General features: G+C 40.3%; 13 protein-coding genes. All 13 read right to left on the bottom strand.

Features of this window, described 5'->3' with window-relative positions; genetic code table 11:
• Positions 1-130 precede the first annotated feature (130 nt).
• Positions 131-2,239, bottom strand: coding sequence for a polyribonucleotide nucleotidyltransferase (gene pnp, locus ACZSMY_RS01875; RefSeq protein WP_465147430.1), 2,109 nt, complete (start codon positions 2,237-2,239; stop codon positions 131-133).
• 474 nt (positions 2,240-2,713) lie between these two features.
• Positions 2,714-2,983 (bottom strand): 30S ribosomal protein S15, encoded by a 270-nt coding sequence (gene rpsO, locus ACZSMY_RS01870; RefSeq protein ID WP_040980194.1) that lies wholly within the window; start codon positions 2,981-2,983, stop codon positions 2,714-2,716.
• Positions 2,984-3,097: 114 nt separating this feature from the next.
• Positions 3,098-4,051 carry a bifunctional riboflavin kinase/FAD synthetase gene (locus ACZSMY_RS01865; RefSeq protein ID WP_212928515.1) on the bottom strand — a complete coding sequence of 318 codons (954 nt, stop codon included), beginning with the start codon at positions 4,049-4,051 and terminating at the stop codon, positions 3,098-3,100.
• A gap of 25 nt (positions 4,052-4,076) precedes the next feature.
• On the bottom strand, positions 4,077-4,964 hold the full coding sequence (gene truB / locus ACZSMY_RS01860) for a tRNA pseudouridine(55) synthase TruB (RefSeq protein WP_193065528.1): 888 nt from the start codon (positions 4,962-4,964) through the stop codon (positions 4,077-4,079).
• A 612-nt stretch (positions 4,965-5,576) separates the two neighbouring features.
• A complete protein-coding gene (gene rbfA / locus ACZSMY_RS01855; protein ID WP_042534967.1) occupies positions 5,577-5,918 on the bottom strand; it encodes a 30S ribosome-binding factor RbfA in 342 nt (113 codons plus the stop codon).
• 33 nt (positions 5,919-5,951) lie between these two features.
• Positions 5,952-6,230: a DUF503 domain-containing protein gene (locus tag ACZSMY_RS01850; RefSeq protein ID WP_465147429.1), complete on the bottom strand. Its 279-nt coding sequence runs from the start codon at positions 6,228-6,230 to the stop codon at positions 5,952-5,954.
• Positions 6,227-8,326, bottom strand: a complete 2,100-nt coding sequence (gene infB, locus ACZSMY_RS01845) for a translation initiation factor IF-2 (RefSeq protein ID WP_042534972.1) — start codon at positions 8,324-8,326, stop codon at positions 6,227-6,229. The genes ACZSMY_RS01850 and infB overlap by 4 nt, the downstream gene beginning before the upstream one ends.
• A 20-nt stretch (positions 8,327-8,346) precedes the next feature.
• Positions 8,347-8,646 carry a YlxQ family RNA-binding protein gene (locus tag ACZSMY_RS01840; protein WP_042534974.1) on the bottom strand — a complete coding sequence of 100 codons (300 nt, stop codon included), beginning with the start codon at positions 8,644-8,646 and terminating at the stop codon, positions 8,347-8,349.
• A 1-nt stretch (position 8,647) separates the two neighbouring features.
• Positions 8,648-8,917 carry an RNase P modulator RnpM gene (rnpM, locus tag ACZSMY_RS01835; RefSeq protein WP_042534976.1) on the bottom strand — a complete coding sequence of 90 codons (270 nt, stop codon included), beginning with the start codon at positions 8,915-8,917 and terminating at the stop codon, positions 8,648-8,650.
• A 14-nt stretch (positions 8,918-8,931) separates the two neighbouring features.
• Positions 8,932-10,035, bottom strand: coding sequence for a transcription termination factor NusA (gene nusA, locus ACZSMY_RS01830; protein ID WP_042534979.1), 1,104 nt, complete (start codon positions 10,033-10,035; stop codon positions 8,932-8,934).
• 42 nt (positions 10,036-10,077) lie between these two features.
• Positions 10,078-10,569, bottom strand: a complete 492-nt coding sequence (rimP, locus tag ACZSMY_RS01825; RefSeq protein WP_042534981.1) for a ribosome maturation factor RimP — start codon at positions 10,567-10,569, stop codon at positions 10,078-10,080.
• Positions 10,570-10,835: 266 nt separating this feature from the next.
• Entirely contained in the window at positions 10,836-15,125 is a 4,290-nt protein-coding gene (locus tag ACZSMY_RS01820; RefSeq protein WP_289584569.1) for a PolC-type DNA polymerase III, read from the bottom strand.
• Between the two features lie 369 nt (positions 15,126-15,494).
• Positions 15,495-16,769 carry an RIP metalloprotease RseP gene (gene rseP, locus ACZSMY_RS01815; RefSeq protein ID WP_289584568.1) on the bottom strand — a complete coding sequence of 425 codons (1,275 nt, stop codon included), beginning with the start codon at positions 16,767-16,769 and terminating at the stop codon, positions 15,495-15,497.
• Between the last annotated feature and the right edge of the window lie 130 nt (positions 16,770-16,899).

Here is a 16,899-nt window from a genome sequence, read left to right as displayed (position 1 = left end):
GGACAAGTATGAATGTATTTTAAGCGATGCATTTTTTATTCTGTCTCCATAAAAAAAGAAACTGAATTTAACACCAGCTTCTTTTTTATCACAGAAATATATTTTCTTCTTTAATTAATTATTTTTCTTACTATGATTTAGCATTTTCTTTCTTTTCATCTTGCAGTACTGCTTTTCTGGAAAGGTTAACTCTTCCTTGACGGTCAATTTCTTTTACTTTTACCATGATTTGATCGCCGATAGAAACAGCATCTTCCACTTTATTTGTACGTTCTTCCGCCAGCTCGGAAATATGGACAAGTCCATCTTTTCCTTTGAAGAGCTCAACAAAAGCACCAAATTTTTCAATACGTTTCACGGTACCAAGGTACAGCTGACCGACTTCGACTTCGCGGACAAGATCTTCAATAATTTTCTTCGCTTTTTGGTTCATCTCGCTGTCTGTAGATGAGATAAAGACATTACCATCTTGTTCAATATCGATTTTTACGCCGGTTTCATCAATGATTTGGTTGATTTGTTTTCCGCTCGGCCCAATGACGTCTCGAATTTTATCTGGGTTAATCGACATGGTCAAGATTTTTGGTGCGTATTCAGATAGCTCATCTTTTGGCTCCTGAATGGTTTGAAGCATGGAATCCAGGATATGCATACGGCCTTTCTTCGCCTGTGTCAATGCTTCCTCTAAAATCGCTCTGGATAAACCGTCGATTTTAATATCCATTTGCAGCGCAGTAACACCTTTTTCTGTACCGGCTACTTTAAAGTCCATATCTCCAAGCGCATCTTCCATCCCCTGGATATCAGAAAGAATCGTATAGTCCTCTCCTGATTTCACCAGTCCCATAGCAATACCAGCTACTGGCGCTTTAATCGGAACGCCTGCATCCATCATTGCTAATGTACTTGCACAGATACTTGCCTGAGAAGTAGAACCGTTAGACTCAAGTACTTCAGATACAAGACGGATTGTATAAGGAAAATCTTTTTCATTTGGAACTACTTTTTCCAGCGCACGTTCTCCCAGTGCACCATGCCCAATTTCACGGCGTCCAGGTCCACGGATTGGTCCAGTTTCGCCAACACTGTATTGCGGGAAATTATAATGATGCATAAACCGTTTTGTTTCTTCTAAATCCAGTCCATCTAAAATCTGTACATCACCTAATGCTCCCAATGTACATATGCTTAAGGCCTGTGTCTGTCCACGTGTAAATAAACCAGAACCATGTGTACGCGGAAGGACATGGATACGAGAAGATAATGAACGGATTTCATCTACTTTTCGGCCGTCAGGGCGTACTTTTTCTTTAGTAATTAAGCGGCGTACTTCTTCTTTCACAAGACTGTTTAATACAGATTTTACTTGCTTAATCGTTTCTTCTTCCGCTTCTTCTGCTTCATACTTTTCAACAATTTCCTGCTTCACTGCAGCAATTGCATCTTCGCGGGCATGTTTTTCAACAACTTGAATTGCTTCAAGCAGTTTTGCTTTTGCTTCCACTTTTTGTACAAGTTCTTCGTCAGTTTCTGCGATTTCGACTTCGAATTTTTCTTTACCGAATGCTTGTACAATTTCCTCCTGGAATGCAACGAGGCGTTTGATTTCTTCATGACCAAACATGATTGCTTCCAGCATGACATCTTCCGGCACTTCGTCGGCACCAGCTTCAACCATATTAATGGCATCCTTTGTTCCTGCAACAGTCAATTCGATATCACTTTTTGCTTCTTGTTCTATCGTAGGGTTAATAATCAGTTCTCCATCGACACGTCCGACATGGACACCTGCAATCGGCTGTTCAAAAGGAATATCTGAAATGCTTAACGCAATAGATGACCCAATCATTGCAGCAATTTCGGAAGAACAGTCCTGATCGACACTCATTACCGTGCTGATTACTTGCACCTCATTACGAAATCCGTCAGGGAATAACGGGCGGATTGGACGGTCAATCAGTCTGGAAGACAGGATTGCTTTTTCGCTCGGACGTCCTTCACGTTTAATAAATCCTCCTGGTATCTTGCCTACCGCATATAATCTTTCTTCATAATTCACGGTTAACGGAAAGAATGGTAAATCTTTTGGTTCTTTGGAAGCTGTTGCTACAGATAATACCGACGTGTCTCCATAATGAATCATGCAGGCACCGTTTGCTTGTTTAGCCAGCTCCCCTACTTCAACCGTAAATTTCTTTCCTGAAATCTCCGTAGAGAATAGCTTTTTTTCATCTGCCATTGGTTTTGTTGCTCCTTTCAAGGCTACAGTAATTTAAATATATATGTAGCTCGTCATATATTACATTTTTCTTCTATTTTCTATTATTCACAAAAGAATCCCTTTTTATAGAATAAACGATAGCCTGTCAGGAATCAATCACTACCTTTTATATGGTGTTCAAAATACATCCTGATTGAACAATCCTATCGTTTTATAGTGTGTGTTCAAAAAGTCCGATAAATAGGACCAAGAAGTTCAAGACGACGAGCTTTTTACGAACGGACTTTCACAGGATGTGGTGACTTCTGTGTTGCCCACAGGACGTGGGCGCTCTTAACAGAAGTTCCTCTATGTCTTTAAATACGTAAGTATCGGAAAAAGCTCGTCAACGCAGAAATTCGATGTGTCATTTTTATTGGACTTTTTGAACATCCTCTTATAGGATTTTTTACATAAAAGAAAAAGCAGGATTTCTCCTGCTTTTTGCGTTTATTAACGACGTAAACCAAGTTTTTTGATTAATTCACGGTAACGAGTAACGTCTTTATTACGTAGGTAAGTTAGCAAGTTACGGCGTTTACCTACCATTTTCAAAAGACCGCGGCGTGAATGATGGTCTTTTTTGTGTGTACGTAAATGTTCGTTTAATGCAGTGATTTCTGCAGTTAAAACAGCGATTTGAACCTCTGGAGATCCAGTATCTGTATCGTGAACCTTGTACTCATTAATAATTTCGTTCTTGCGTTCTTGTGTAATTGCCATGATGGCACCTCCAAAATAAAATTTGTTATCCCCAATCCCCTAGCATACGTCGGAGTTACGTGATGCCAAGCGATGGTTGTACAAATATAAGAATAGCGTTTTTGAAGAGAAAAATCAAGTATTAGTTTTTCTATTTGCTAAATAAGCCCTAATTTCTTCCTCATCCTGCTGCATTCTTTCAATCAACGCTTCCTTTGAGTCGAATTTTATTTCTTCTCTTGTATAAGATAACCATTCTATCGTTAATTCTTCCCCGTATAAATCACCGTCAAAGTCAAACAGGTATACTTCGACAGACATATTCTCCATCGTTTCTGTAAATGTCGGATTCGTTCCGATATTCGCCATTCCGCCATATATTTTATCCTGATGACGGACGAGCGTTGCATATACCCCCTGCTTAGGCAGCAAGGCATCTTTGGATATAGACAAATTAGCAGTTGGATAACCAAGCTCACGCCCGCGCTGTGCTCCTTTTACGACCAATCCGGTTGTTTCAAAGGATCTTCCTAATAATTGTGCTGCCTGCTCCATATTTCCTGATGCTAATTCCGCTCTTATTCGGGTGGAGCTGACCTTCTCTTCATCTAATGTGATTTTACCGATGGTTTCCCATGTAAATAAATCTCTAGCATAGGCCTGCATATCTGCCATCTTGCCCTGCCCTTTATGGCCGAATGAGTAATCAAAGCCTGCTACAAGGTGTTTGATATGTAAGCCAATAATAAAGTGGTCAATAAAAGCCTGCGGACTGAGCTTCGATAATTCTTGATTAAACCGGATGATATACAGACGGTCTACTTGAAGCTTTTCCAGTATGGCCTGTTTTTCAGAAGATACGGTTATGTACTTCACCTGATGGACATCTTTTCTCAGCACAACCGATGGATGCGGAAAAAAAGTAATAACTGCACTCTCCATATTATTTTCTTTTGCTTTATCCACGGCCTTCTGAATGACCTTTTGATGTCCTTTATGAATACCGTCAAAGAAACCGATAGCACTTACTGTTTCTGGTAAATCCTCCTTATGTAACATATGCGGATAGGATAATTCCATTGTTTTCATCCTGCTACACCTGCACTTTCTCTCGTTAAAATACCCTTAATGGTTTAATTTGATCCGGTTTTTCCGGATGCTTTTCGTAAATGGCTAGTACTTCTTCGTTGTTTGTAAACACAAACGGATTATTTGTCAGAGGAGCATCGGTAACAGCTAATTTTTGACCATTTTTAATCCGAAACATTAATGCATCATCTACTTCCTGATGTACTAGATGACTTACCCCCTCTGAAATCGGGCTTAATAACTGCTCTTGTTCACCTCTGGCAGCCGCCTCTTCTATCATAGCAAAAGTGACCGTATTTTTCTTGGAAAAACTACCGGTTTGGATTCTTTCTAACTGCAGCATATGTGCCGGATATCCTAATTCCTTCCCGATATCCACACATAATGTTCTGATATAGGTCCCCTTGGAGCATTCTACATAGATGTCAAAAGCGTTTTTTTCCTCATCTATAGACCCAAGCTGTATATCATGAATAAAGACTTCCCTGCTTGGTCTTTCTACTTTTTCATTTGCTCTGGCATATTCATACAGCTTTTTTCCATTGACCTTTACAGCAGAATACATGGGCGGTATTTGTGTAATCGTTCCTTGAAACTTTTCTAACACTGCTTCAATCTCTATTTTTCCCGGCATGTGCGTAACTTCTTTTTCTTCTACAATATTCCCTGTGGCGTCCTCTGTTTCTGTAGTGGATCCTAATGCAACTGTCCCAACATAAACTTTTTTTGTATCTGTGAGAAAGGGAACAATCTTGGTCGCATTGCCAATACAAATAGGCAGCACGCCTTCCACTTCCGGATCCAATGTCCCTGTATGACCAACCTTTTTCGTATGGAAGTAGCGGCGGCATTTAGCTACACAATCAAAAGAAGTCATTCCTTTTGGCTTCCACAGCGGTAAGATACCATTCATCGTCATTACACCTCTTTTTCCTTTTGAAATAAATAAGAAAAACCAAGAATACCGCTTGGTCTTTAAAACATCGGTGTTCTTGCCAAAGAGATGTCCGCTCCGGGAAGTCGCTTTCCGCGGGCAACGTTCAGCCGCACGGTAAGAAAACCGCTTCCTGCTCAGGTCTACCTGTTGCTTTTCCCGCAGGAGTAGACAACATCCGCTCCCATCTAAGTGGAATTATGTTTTATTTGCTTTTTTTTTCAAGGAAATAACGCAAATTCTAGCGACGGTTTTGATGGGACGGGTAATCGCAATGGTTTTCAGTGGGACGAGTAATCGCTGTCCCAGTCCCAGAAGAAATACACGGAGACTCCTGTGGGAATGCGCAGTGATCTTCGATGGGGCGAGTAATCGCAGTCCCAGGGTGAAGACCCCGCAGGAAAAAAGCGAACTTCTTTTTTCGAGGAGGCTGAGCTCAAGCCCACGGAAAGCGGAGTGTATTTCTGGGGTTGCGATTACTCACCCCATGAAACCCGTTGGAGCGGCTATATTCAGCATTTTTTATATACTTTCTTATTCTTGTAAAAAAACTGATCCTTGCCAAGGAGCAGAGGGATCAGTTTTTTAGCATTACTTATTAAGATCTCTTAAGATAGAGTCAATTCGATTACCTTGCTCGATTGCTTCGTCAAATTCAAAGGTAAGTTCAGGGGTTTTGCGCAAACGAATTCGCTTGCCAATTTCTGAACGGATAAACCCTTTTGCTTTTGCAAGCCCCAATAATGTTTCCTGCTTTTTCTTCTCATCACCTAATACAGAAATAAAAATCTTCGCCTGCTGCAGATCACCGGTTACTTCTACATCGGTAACCGTCACAAAACCAACGCGGGGGTCTTTGATTTTTCTGGATAAAATATCACCCAGTTCTTTTTTCATCTGTTCTGCAACTCGATGAGCTCTTAATTCAGCCATTTATCTCACCTCACATAGCTCTATGCATTTTCGTTATAATCGTTCGATATTCGTTATAGTTCTTTCTAATTCAGAAAAAAAATCTATTGTGTGTAAAGCTTGTTGTATTACTTTTTCAGCATGCACATAATCCGTCGAAATAATAACTATCCCAAGTTTGGTTCGTTGCCATAAATCGTGAAATTCAAGCTCAGTTACAGAAACATTAAACGATTGGCGCAGTTTATTCATAACCCGCTTCAACACGGAGCGCTTTGCTTTTAAGGAATTCCCTTCATACAACATACACTCTACTTCTGCATAGAGAATCATTTTCGTTCCATTTCTTCCATTACATAGGCTTCGATAATATCGCCTTCTTTAATATCATTAAAGTTAGCCAATGTAATTCCACATTCATAATTCTGTTGTACCTCTTTTACGTCATCTTTAAACCGTTTCAATGCTTGTAATTCACCTTCATAAAGAACCACACCGTCACGAATAAGACGAACGCTCGAATCTCTGGTAATTTTTCCGTCTGTTACATAGCTTCCTGCAATGGTACCGATACGTGATACCTTGAATGTTTCACGTACTTCCGCCTGACCAATAACTTTTTCTTCATATTCTGGATCAAGCAGACCTTTCATTGCTGCTTCAATTTCTTCAATCGCACTGTAAATAACACGATGCAGACGTAAATCGATTTTTTCGGATTCTGCAGCTCTTTTTGCATTGACATCAGGGCGGACATTGAAACCAATAACGATTGCATTGGATGCAGAAGCTAAGATAATATCGGATTCTGTAATCGCTCCTACGCCTGTATGAATGATTTTAACATTGACGCCTTCTACTTCTATCTTGCGTAAAGAAGCGGCTAATGCTTCCACAGAACCTTGTACGTCCGCTTTCACAATGATATTTAATTCTTTCATTTCACCCTGCTTGATTTGTTCAAATAAATCATCCAGACTGACAGTTGATTGACCGCCGCGGTTTTCATCGATCCGCTTCTGTTGACGTGCAATCCCAATTTGACGCGCTTTTTTCTCATCAGAAAATGCAAGGAACTGGTCTCCTGCCTGCGGAACATCCTGTAACCCTGTAATTTCAACTGGAGCTGACGGTCCTACTTGGTTCACACGTTGTCCCAAATCATTTACCATAGCACGAACTTTACCATACGTACTGCCGACAACAAGCGGATCTCCTACATGCAGAGTACCGTTTTGCACAAGCAGTGTTGCTACAGAACCTCTGCCTTTATCTAACTGCGCATCGATTACTGTACCGAAAGCTTTCGCATCCGGATTTGCTTTTAATTCTTCTACCTCTGCAACTAATAAAATCATTTCCAGCAGATCGTCAATACCTTCCCCTTTAAGTGCAGCAAGATTAACAAAGATGGTGCTTCCGCCCCAATCTTCAGGAATCAGTTCATGCTCTGTTAATTCCTGCATCACGCGGTCCGGATTAGCGCCTTCTTTATCCATTTTATTAACAGCAACAATAATTGGTACTCCAGCAGCTTTCGCATGGTTGATTGCTTCCACTGTCTGCGGCATCACGCCATCATCTGCTGCGACAACTAAAATAGCAATATCTGTTACTTGTGCACCGCGCGAACGCATACTTGTAAACGCTGCGTGACCCGGTGTATCTAAAAATGTAACTTTCTTGCCCTCATTTTCAACTTGGTAAGCGCCAATATGCTGTGTAATTCCACCAGCTTCACCAGCAGTAACCTTCGTATGGCGTATAGCATCTAATAACGTTGTTTTCCCATGGTCAACATGTCCCATAATGGTAACAACAGCAGGACGCTCCTGCAATTTTTCACTGTCATCTTCTTCAATATATTTATCAAGGTCTGTATCTTCTAAAATAATTTCTTTTTCGACTTCTACATTATATTCATCACAAATCAGCTCTACAGCGTCATCTTCAAGGTCTTGGTTTTTTGTAGCCATGATACCCATAAACATTAATTTCTTGATGATTTCTGCAGGTTCTTTATGAAGTTTTTCTGCTAAATCTTGTACGGTCAATATACCGTGGTACGTAATTTTACTTGGAGTCTCTTTCACTAACGACTGCTCCTTTTGTGGTTGATGTTGTTTACCTTTGTTAGAGGTTTTTTGTTTTTTATTTTTCGGATTATCTTTTTTAGGATTCCGATTTGTATTTGGTTTATTTCCAGTATTTTTATTCTTTTGCTGTTTATTCGTATTTACTTGATCGTTTTTCTTTTTATCTTGTTTTGGCTGCGGGTTAAATTTTTCATCCAACTGTTTGATTTCATTGTCAGAAATCGTAGACATATGGTTGGAAACCTCCACATTCTTTTCTTTTAAAAATTGAATGACTTCTTTACTCGCTACCTTATTTTTCTTTGCATATTCATATACACGTATTTTGCTCATGCGTTCACCCCCGGATTTATTTATCCAACTAGAGTAAGGAGTTTTTTTGCAAAGCCTGAATCTAGTATTGCTATAGCTACTCGCTGTTCTTTCCCGATTGCCTGCGATAAGATATCCCGGTTATCAACAAGTCGATACGGAACATTGTACGAGGTACATTTATCCGAAAGTTTCTTTTTGGTTTGCGGTCCAATATCTTCTGCCAATAAAACAAGCTTTGCACGACCTTTACGAATATCCTTTAAAATAGTGTCTTCTCCTGTTGAGCATTTCCCTGCCCGGACAGCGAGACCAATGATGTTCAAATAATTAGGATTCATGTCATTCTCCCTCTACTAAAGCTTCTAACTCATCGTAGATTGTTGGACTTACTTCTGCGTTCAAGATTTTGTTAAGCGCATTGGTTTTCCGAGCCTGTTCTATCACAGACTTATTCTTGGAAAGGTAAGCTCCTCGTCCGTTTTTCTTGCCAGTTTCGTCAACGAACACTTCCCCTTCTTTATTCCGGACAATGCGGATCAATTCTTTTTTAGGCTTCATTTCATTTGTCATAACACATTTTCTCTCTGGTATCTTTTTCTTCTTAGCCAAGTTAAAATACCTCCTTATTCAAACAAATCTTCATCGTTGTCAGAATAAGCTTCTTCTATTTCTGCATCATCCAGCAAACCTTCTGCTCTTGCATCCGTTTCACTTTTGATATCAATTTTCCAGCCTGTAAGTTTAGCGGCTAAACGTGCATTTTGTCCTCTTTTACCGATTGCCAGAGACAGTTGATAATCTGGAACAACAACCGTCGTTGCTTTTTCTTCCTCATCAACAAATACTTTCAATACTTTAGAAGGACTTAATGCGTTCGATACATAAACGACAGGATCCTCAGACCACTCTACAATATCGATTTTTTCACCTTTTAATTCTGTTACGATGGCTTGCACACGCTGTCCTTTTTGTCCCACACAAGATCCCACCGGATCAATTTCCGGGTCTGGTGCATGTACAGAAATTTTAGAGCGGTCGCCAGCTTCACGGGAAACAGATTTAATTTCAACAATTCCATCATAAATTTCAGGAACTTCCATTTCAAATAACCGCTTTAACAAACCAGGGTGTGACCGGGAAATATAGATTTGCGGCCCCTTGCTTGTATTCTCGACCTTTGTCACGTAAACCTTCAGCCGGTCATGAATATGGTATTCTTCTGTAGGCATCTGTTCTGCCTCTGCCAGCTTGGCTTCAATTTTGCCAAGGTTCACATAGACAAAACGTGAATCTTTACGCTGAATAATTCCAGTCATGACATCTTCTTCTCTATCAATATACTCCGAGAAGATAACGCCTCGTTCTGCTTCACGCACTCGCTGGGTGACTACTTGTTTAGCAGCCTGGGCAGCAATACGTCCAAAATCTTTCGGTGTTACTTCCACTTCAATCACATCATCTACATCATAATTCGGATTAATACTTTTTGCTTCATCAAGAGATATTTCCAGCTGCGAGTCTTCTACATTTTCGACAATTGTTTTTCTTGCGTAAACAGCCATCTTTCCAGTAGTTTCATTCAACTCTACCCGAACATTCGATGCGGACTTAAAATTCTTTTTATAAGCAGAAATAAGCGCTGCTTCCAAAGCCTCCATCAATATATCCTTGTCTATCCCTTTTTCTTTTGCTAAATGATCAATCGCATCAAACAACTGCGTGCTCACTTTTTCTTTTCCCCCTTTTGGATGTTGTTCTCGTACTCTTCATTAAAACAAGACTGCCAGTCTTGCTTTTGCTACCTTATCATAAGGTATTTCTACGATTTTCTTTCTCGTTTTTATTTTGTATTCAATAGAAAGGGTATCGTTCTCTACATTTTGTAAAATGCCTTCATACGTTTTTTCACCATCAATTTTTTCATATAACTTCACAAAAACATTGTTTCCAATATTCTTTTTAAAGTCATCCAGTGTTTTTAACGGTTTTTCAACTCCCGGGGAAGATACTTCTAGAAAATAAGCTTCTTTTATCGGGTCAGCTTTATCCAGTTTTTCACTTAACTGTTCAGAGACCTCACCGCATTCTACAATGTCAATACCACCTTCTTTATCAATATAAACCCGTAGAAACCAGTTTTTCCCTTCTTTCACATACTCGATATCAACTAATTCTAAATTTTTCTCTTCTAAAATCGGATGAACTAATTCGGTTGTTATCTCAATTATCTTGGAACTCAAGTGTAAACCTCCTTTAACCATGTCCTCACGCCTTCAATCAATATAAAACCCCTGCCTAAAATACGGCGGGGGAAGCAGAGAGTCTTGTTTAGGCGAGGTATGAATAAAGAGTGGGTGTGCACCCACTCTTTACATTCGTACGTATCGAACATTCTAAACAAAAATAGTATAGCATATTCTATACCCCTTTGCAAACCTCCAAATCAATACTACAGCGCTTTTTACCCTCAACTAATTTCTTTTAGTTTCTCCAAAAACAAACGGATTTATGCGTATGTCTTTCACATTTAGAATAAGGAAAGCTGGTTTTTTTCTTCCATACCTTCTAAGCATCCGTGTGTATCTAAATATTCCAGCACGGTTTTGGAAATTTTACTTCTTTCTCTTAAATCTTCTTTAGAAAGAAATTCTCCTTCTTCACGGGCCTTCACAATATTTAATGCCGCATTGGTGCCTAAGCCGTCCACAGCATTGAAAGGAGGAAGCAGCGAATCACCGTCAACGATAAATTCGGTTGCGCTTGATTTATATAAATCTACCTTTTTTAAAGATAAGCCGCGTTCACACATTTCTAATGAAAGCTCAAGCACAGTCAATAAGTTCTTCTCTTTTGGCGATGCATCATTGCCCTTATAATTAATCTCTTCCATACGTTTACGGATAGCATCCGAACCTTTAATCATCGTATCTAACTCAAAATCATCCGCACGAACGGTGAAATATGCCGCATAGAAAAGAATCGGGTGATGCACTTTGAAATAAGCGATTCGTACAGCCATTAAAACATAAGCTGCCGCATGGGCTTTCGGGAACATGTATTTGATTTTCTTACAAGATTCAATATACCAGTCAGGTACATTGTTTTTCTTCATTTCCTCAATCCATTCATCCTTCAACCCTTTACCTTTACGGACAAACTCCATGATATTAAATGCCAAGGAAGGCTCTAAGCCTTTATGCATTAAATAGACCATAATATCATCACGGCAGCCGATAACATCCGGAAGCTTACACGTGCCGTTATTAATCAGCTCCTGTGCATTGCCAAGCCACACGTCGGTACCGTGGGACAGACCTGATATAATTAACAGTTCTGCAAAGGTATTTGGCTTCGTATCCTCAAGCATCTGCCGCACAAATTTTGTACCAAATTCAGGTACTCCCAGCGTGCCAGTTTTACACTGGATTTGCTCTGGAGTAACTCCTAAAGACTCTGTTCCGCCAAAGATTTTCATCACTTCTTCATCATCGGTCGGAATGGTTTTAGGATCAATTCCGCTTAAATCCTGCAGCATGCGGATAACAGTCGGATCATCGTGTCCAAGTATATCCAGCTTCAGCAGATTATCATGAATCGAGTGGAAATCAAAATGTGTTGTCCGCCATTCACTGTTCCGGTCATCCGCCGGGAACTGTATCGGTGTAAAATCATAAATTTCCTTATCATCGGGAACAACAATAATTCCCCCGGGGTGCTGTCCGGTTGTTCTTTTCACCCCGGTACAGCCTTGTACAAGACGGTCAATCTCTGCATTTTTATAAACAAGCTGATGATCGGAAGCATAGCCTTTTACATAACCATAGGCAGTTTTTTCAGCTACAGTTCCAATTGTTCCAGCCCGGTACACACTATCTATACCAAACAGTTCTTTCGTATAGTTATGGGCACGCGGCTGATAATCTCCGGAGAAGTTCAAGTCAATATCCGGAACCTTATCTCCTTTAAAGCCTAAGAACGTTTCAAAAGGAATATCCTGTCCATCCTTTACAAGTGCAGCACCGCACTCTGGACAATTTTTATCTTCCAGGTCAAAACCGCTCGCTACAGATCCGTCTGTAAAGAACTCAGAGTGCTTACAGCTTGGACAGACATAATGCGGCGGAAGCGGGTTAACCTCTGTAATTTCGGTCATCGTAGCAACAAAGGAGGATCCGACTGAGCCCCGTGAACCTACAAGGTAGCCATCATCCAAGGATTTTTTAACCAGTTTATGGGAAATCAAATAAATTACCGCGAATCCGTTTCCGATAATACTTTCTAATTCTGTCTCCAACCGTTTGGTAACAATTTCCGGTATCGGCTCGCCATATACTTTTTTCGCCATATCATAGCATAAATCACGCATTTCCTGTTCCGCGCCTTCGATATTCGGCGTAAACAAGCCATCCTGAATAGGAGAGATATCCTCAATACTGTCAGCTAACTGCTGCGTATTTTGAACCACAATTTCTTTTGCTTTTTCTTTTCCTAAAAAGGAGAAAGCACCAAGCATTTCACCTGTCGTCCGGAATGGTGTATCCGGCAGTGTCTGCCTGTTTAATGGATTACCAGCCTGCGATGCAATCAGGATTTGCCGGTATTGCTTATCAATATCTTGCAAATAATGCACATTCCCGGTCGCAGTTACTAATTTCCCCATGCGTTCCCCAAGATTGACAAGCTTTCGTAATATATCTACTATCTGTGCTTCGTTCTGCACTAAATCTTTATCTACCAAATGGACATAGTTTTTAGGTGGCTGCACTTCAATATAATCATAAAACTCAGCAACCTGCTCCGCCTCTTCCTCGGATTTTTGCATCATCGTTTCAAAGACTTCTCCTCTGTCACAAGCTGTCCCGATCAAGAGACCTTTACGGTATTTTTTCAAAATAGACCGTGGCAGTCTCGGCTCACGATAGAAATAATCAATATGCGCATGGGATACAATTTTATATAGATTTTTTAAGCCTTCCTGCGTCTGCGCTATAATCGTACAGTGAAAAGGTCTGGAGCGCTGATAAGCATTGTTTTCTCCCATATGATTATTTAAGTCCTGATGATTGGTGATTTCTCTTTCCATTAATTTCTGGACCAGGTTCCACAATAAATAGCCTGTAGCTTCCGCATCATAAATGGCACGGTGGTGCTGTGTCAATTCAATTCCTAAATGCTTACATAATGTATTTAAACGATGATTTTTAAGCTCTGTAATTAAAAACCTTGCTAATTCTAGTGTATCGATGACTGGGTTGGCTGCTTTTTCATAGCCAATCCGTTTAAATCCTTGATTTAAGAAGCCCATATCAAAGCTTGCATTATGCGCTACTAAAATATCTTCTCCCATCCAGGCATGAAAATCTTTTAAGACATCGCCGACTTCAGGAGCATCCTTAACCATATCATCCGTAATCCCCGTTAAATTCGTCGTTGTCTCAGACAGCGGATGATGCGGATTAGCAAACGATTCAAATCGGTCAATGATTTCACCATCATGTACCTTTACCGCGGCTAATTCGATGATCGTATCGTACACAGCAGAAAGCCCTGTTGTTTCCACGTCAAATACAATATAGTTTGCATCTTTTAATAAACGGTCACTCTCATTGTAGGCAATCGGAACGCCGTCATCGACTAAATTTGCTTCTACCCCATAAAGCACTTTAATGCCATGTTTCTTACCTGCATAGTAAGCGTCTGGGAATCCTTGTACACCAGCATGATCTGTAATTGCTACAGCTGGATGTCCCCATTTGGCAGCCTGTTCAACCAATGCGTCCGGAGAAACGACCGCATCCATTTGGCTCATTGTCGTATGTGCGTGCAGCTCAGCTCTTTTTTCATCCTCAGGCGCCTCATCTTGTTTTTCTCTTACTTGTACCTCATGAATATCCTTTGCCATCATTGCCAATTCATTAGTATACATATCCGTTTGGATGCTGCCGCGAGCTTTTACCCACATCCCTTTTTTAACAGATTGAAACTTATTGACATCCTCATCCCCTTTGGAGAACATTTTTATTTGCAGGGAATCGGTATAATCTGTTGCTTTAATAATCAAAAGGCTTCTTCCAGACCGCAGCTCTCTGATTTCTGAATCAAATACATAGCCTTGTACAGTAATCCGTCTTTCTTCTTCCAGGATTTGATTCATCTCTGCCGGATCGTCCTGAATCTTATAACCGATCGCCAGCGGCTGGCTGACAGGCGTATCCTTTTCTTTATCCCGCTTTTCTTTTTCCTGTACGGTTTTTTGGACAAGCGCCTGATCTTCCTTCGCCTTATTGTCTTGGAATGCTTGCATTTCACTTTGATCAGCATTTACTTCCAAATCAATGGAGTAAGGTCTGGAACCAATTTGATAACAGAATTGACTGAATGCTGGTTCAAGTCTTTTCTTCAAAATATTTGATTCTGCTTCATTTCTTGAAGTTAAGATTATCTTATTTTCCACAATTTGAGGCGTTTGCTGCATTACCATTTCCTGATATGCAGGTGAAATGGAAGTTGTTGCTAAAAAATGTTTCCAATATACACCAATATCTTTTTCATTACATTGCTTATTATCTGTATGTAATGTCAGCTCGACCTTCTCGGCGATGGATGAGAAGCTTTTTTGCAAAGACTGTTGGAAATATAAATATTCATCGAATGGAAGAACATCCTCTAAATGAATATAAAAATGCCATTTCTTCTCTTGCTTATAAACCTCTACTTTTTCTAAATAACTTGAAGCAAAATACGTTTGAATTGATGTGTCAGACAGCTGAATTTGCTCAAGCAGTAATCTCATTTTTTCTTGCTTGGAAATACTCATCTCTACCCCTCCAATTGTAGATAGATATTTGACTACACAGGAAGAAATTTTCTCCTATTTAGTGTGTGTTCAAAAAGTCCGGTAAACAGGACTAGCCGGCTAAGAACGCCACGTCCTGGGACTGCGGTTACTCGTTCCATCGAAAACATTTGTGCGTTGAAAGTTCAAGGCGACGAGCTTTTTACGTACGGACTTTCACAGGATGTGGTGACTTCTACGTTGCTCACAGGACGTGGGCGGTTTTAGCAGAAGTTCCTTTAATCGCAGTGTCATTTTTATTGGACTTTTCGAACCTCCTCTATTAATTAAAAACACGAAACCCTTGTCTATAAACCGACAAGGGTAACCTATTGGATTTACTATTTTATTTTACAAGAATAATCGCTGAATGTCATTCCATGTGACAACAATCATTAAGAGCATCAAGAGGGCAAACCCGACAAAATGGAAGACTCCTTCTTTTTCTGGAGCTATCGGTTTTCCTCTGACGGCTTCCAGTCCGACAAACATTAAACGGCCGCCATCTAATGCTGGCAGAGGAACTAAATTAATAATTCCTAAATTAATACTCAACATCGCTGTCCACATTAAAAAGTTTGTAAAGCCAGATTGAACAACCTGATCTGTCGCATCATAAATTCCTACGGGTCCTGATAGCACATCAATGGAAAGCTGGCCCGTAACTAACATGACCAAATTGTTAAGTATAAGCTTCGACGTTTCATAAGTTGTCTCAAATCCAAATGCTAATGTTCCAAGGATATTTTTTTCATAAGCCGGAGTTACACCGATTTGTCCGATATGAATTGGGTCCCCTTTATCGTCCACGGTCTCCACTTCAGCTGGGACAACCGTCAATTCTTCCTCTGTGTCACCTCTGGATATAACCAAATCTAATTCCTCATCCGGGTTTTCACGGACAATATCCGTAAACTGATCCCATGTTGAGACAGATTGGTCTCCTATTTGTGTAATAACATCATTTTCCTGCAGCCCCGCTTCTTCTGCCGGGCTTTCCGGTTGAACCTCACCCATTTGTGCTTCCTCTACCGGAACGCCTTGAATCATCCCCATAAGCAGGAAGATAAAGATAGCAAGGACAAAGTTCATCATTGGACCGGCAAAAAGCTGCATGGCACGCTGTCCGACCGTTTTAGATGCAAATTGTCTATCGAAAGGAGCAATCTGTGTTTCCTGCTCATCCACGATAAACATCGCTTTCGGATCGACATCGAAATGTAGCTTTGTCTCTTCGTCATCCAATTCATAGCCTTCGATATACAGCTTATGATCAAGGTCGACCTTCTCTACTTCAATCGTGCGGGCATTTGGATGCTTTGATTTGTTATTTACAATAATTTTAGATACTTTTCCATCTCTGTTAAAATCAAGCGCAATATGATGCCCTGGTTTTAACTCCACAATTTCCGGGTCATCTCCAGCAACACGGACATATCCGCCCGCCGGAATTAACCGGATTGTATAAAGTGTCTCATTTTTTGTGAATGACAATATTTTGGGCCCGAAGCCAATTGCAAATTCACGGACAAGCATGCCCGCTCTTTTTGCAAAAATCAGGTGGCCCCACTCATGGATGGAAACGAGCAAACCAAACATCAATATAAACGCAATAACCGTTGTCATGACAGCACCTTCCTTTTTTATAAAGGTAGAAAGAGGTTGTTAGGGAGTATTTAACCATTTGATTCTCCGCAACAAGTTCACATAACAATCATTTATTTCTCATACATATAGTATCCTTCAGCAGGAACTA

It is taken from the genome of Oceanobacillus sp. B139/18, from assembly GCF_055524595.1.
Note: the sequence above shows the minus strand (reverse complement) of the source record. Positions and strands in the feature narration are given on the sequence as shown.

Coding starts and splice junctions, on each gene's coding strand:
- ACZSMY_RS01850 (WP_465147429.1), bottom strand. CDS start 6,230: ATGATTCTCTATGCAGAAGTAGAGTGTATGTTGTATGAAGGGAATTCC.
- ACZSMY_RS01840 (WP_042534974.1), bottom strand. CDS start 8,646: ATGAATCCTAATTATTTGAACATCATTGGTCTCGCTGTCCGGGCAGGG.
- truB (WP_193065528.1), bottom strand. CDS start 4,964: ATGAATGGTATCTTACCGCTGTGGAAGCCAAAAGGAATGACTTCTTTT.
- infB (WP_042534972.1), bottom strand. CDS start 8,326: ATGAGCAAAATACGTGTATATGAATATGCAAAGAAAAATAAGGTAGCG.
- rseP (WP_289584568.1), bottom strand. CDS start 16,769: ATGACAACGGTTATTGCGTTTATATTGATGTTTGGTTTGCTCGTTTCC.
- rbfA (WP_042534967.1), bottom strand. CDS start 5,918: ATGGCTGAATTAAGAGCTCATCGAGTTGCAGAACAGATGAAAAAAGAA.
- ACZSMY_RS01820 (WP_289584569.1), bottom strand. CDS start 15,125: ATGAGTATTTCCAAGCAAGAAAAAATGAGATTACTGCTTGAGCAAATT.
- ACZSMY_RS01865 (WP_212928515.1), bottom strand. CDS start 4,051: ATGAAAACAATGGAATTATCCTATCCGCATATGTTACATAAGGAGGAT.
- rpsO (WP_040980194.1), bottom strand. CDS start 2,983: ATGGCAATTACACAAGAACGCAAGAACGAAATTATTAATGAGTACAAG.
- pnp (WP_465147430.1), bottom strand. CDS start 2,239: ATGGCAGATGAAAAAAAGCTATTCTCTACGGAGATTTCAGGAAAGAAA.
- rimP (WP_042534981.1), bottom strand. CDS start 10,569: ATGGTTAAAGGAGGTTTACACTTGAGTTCCAAGATAATTGAGATAACA.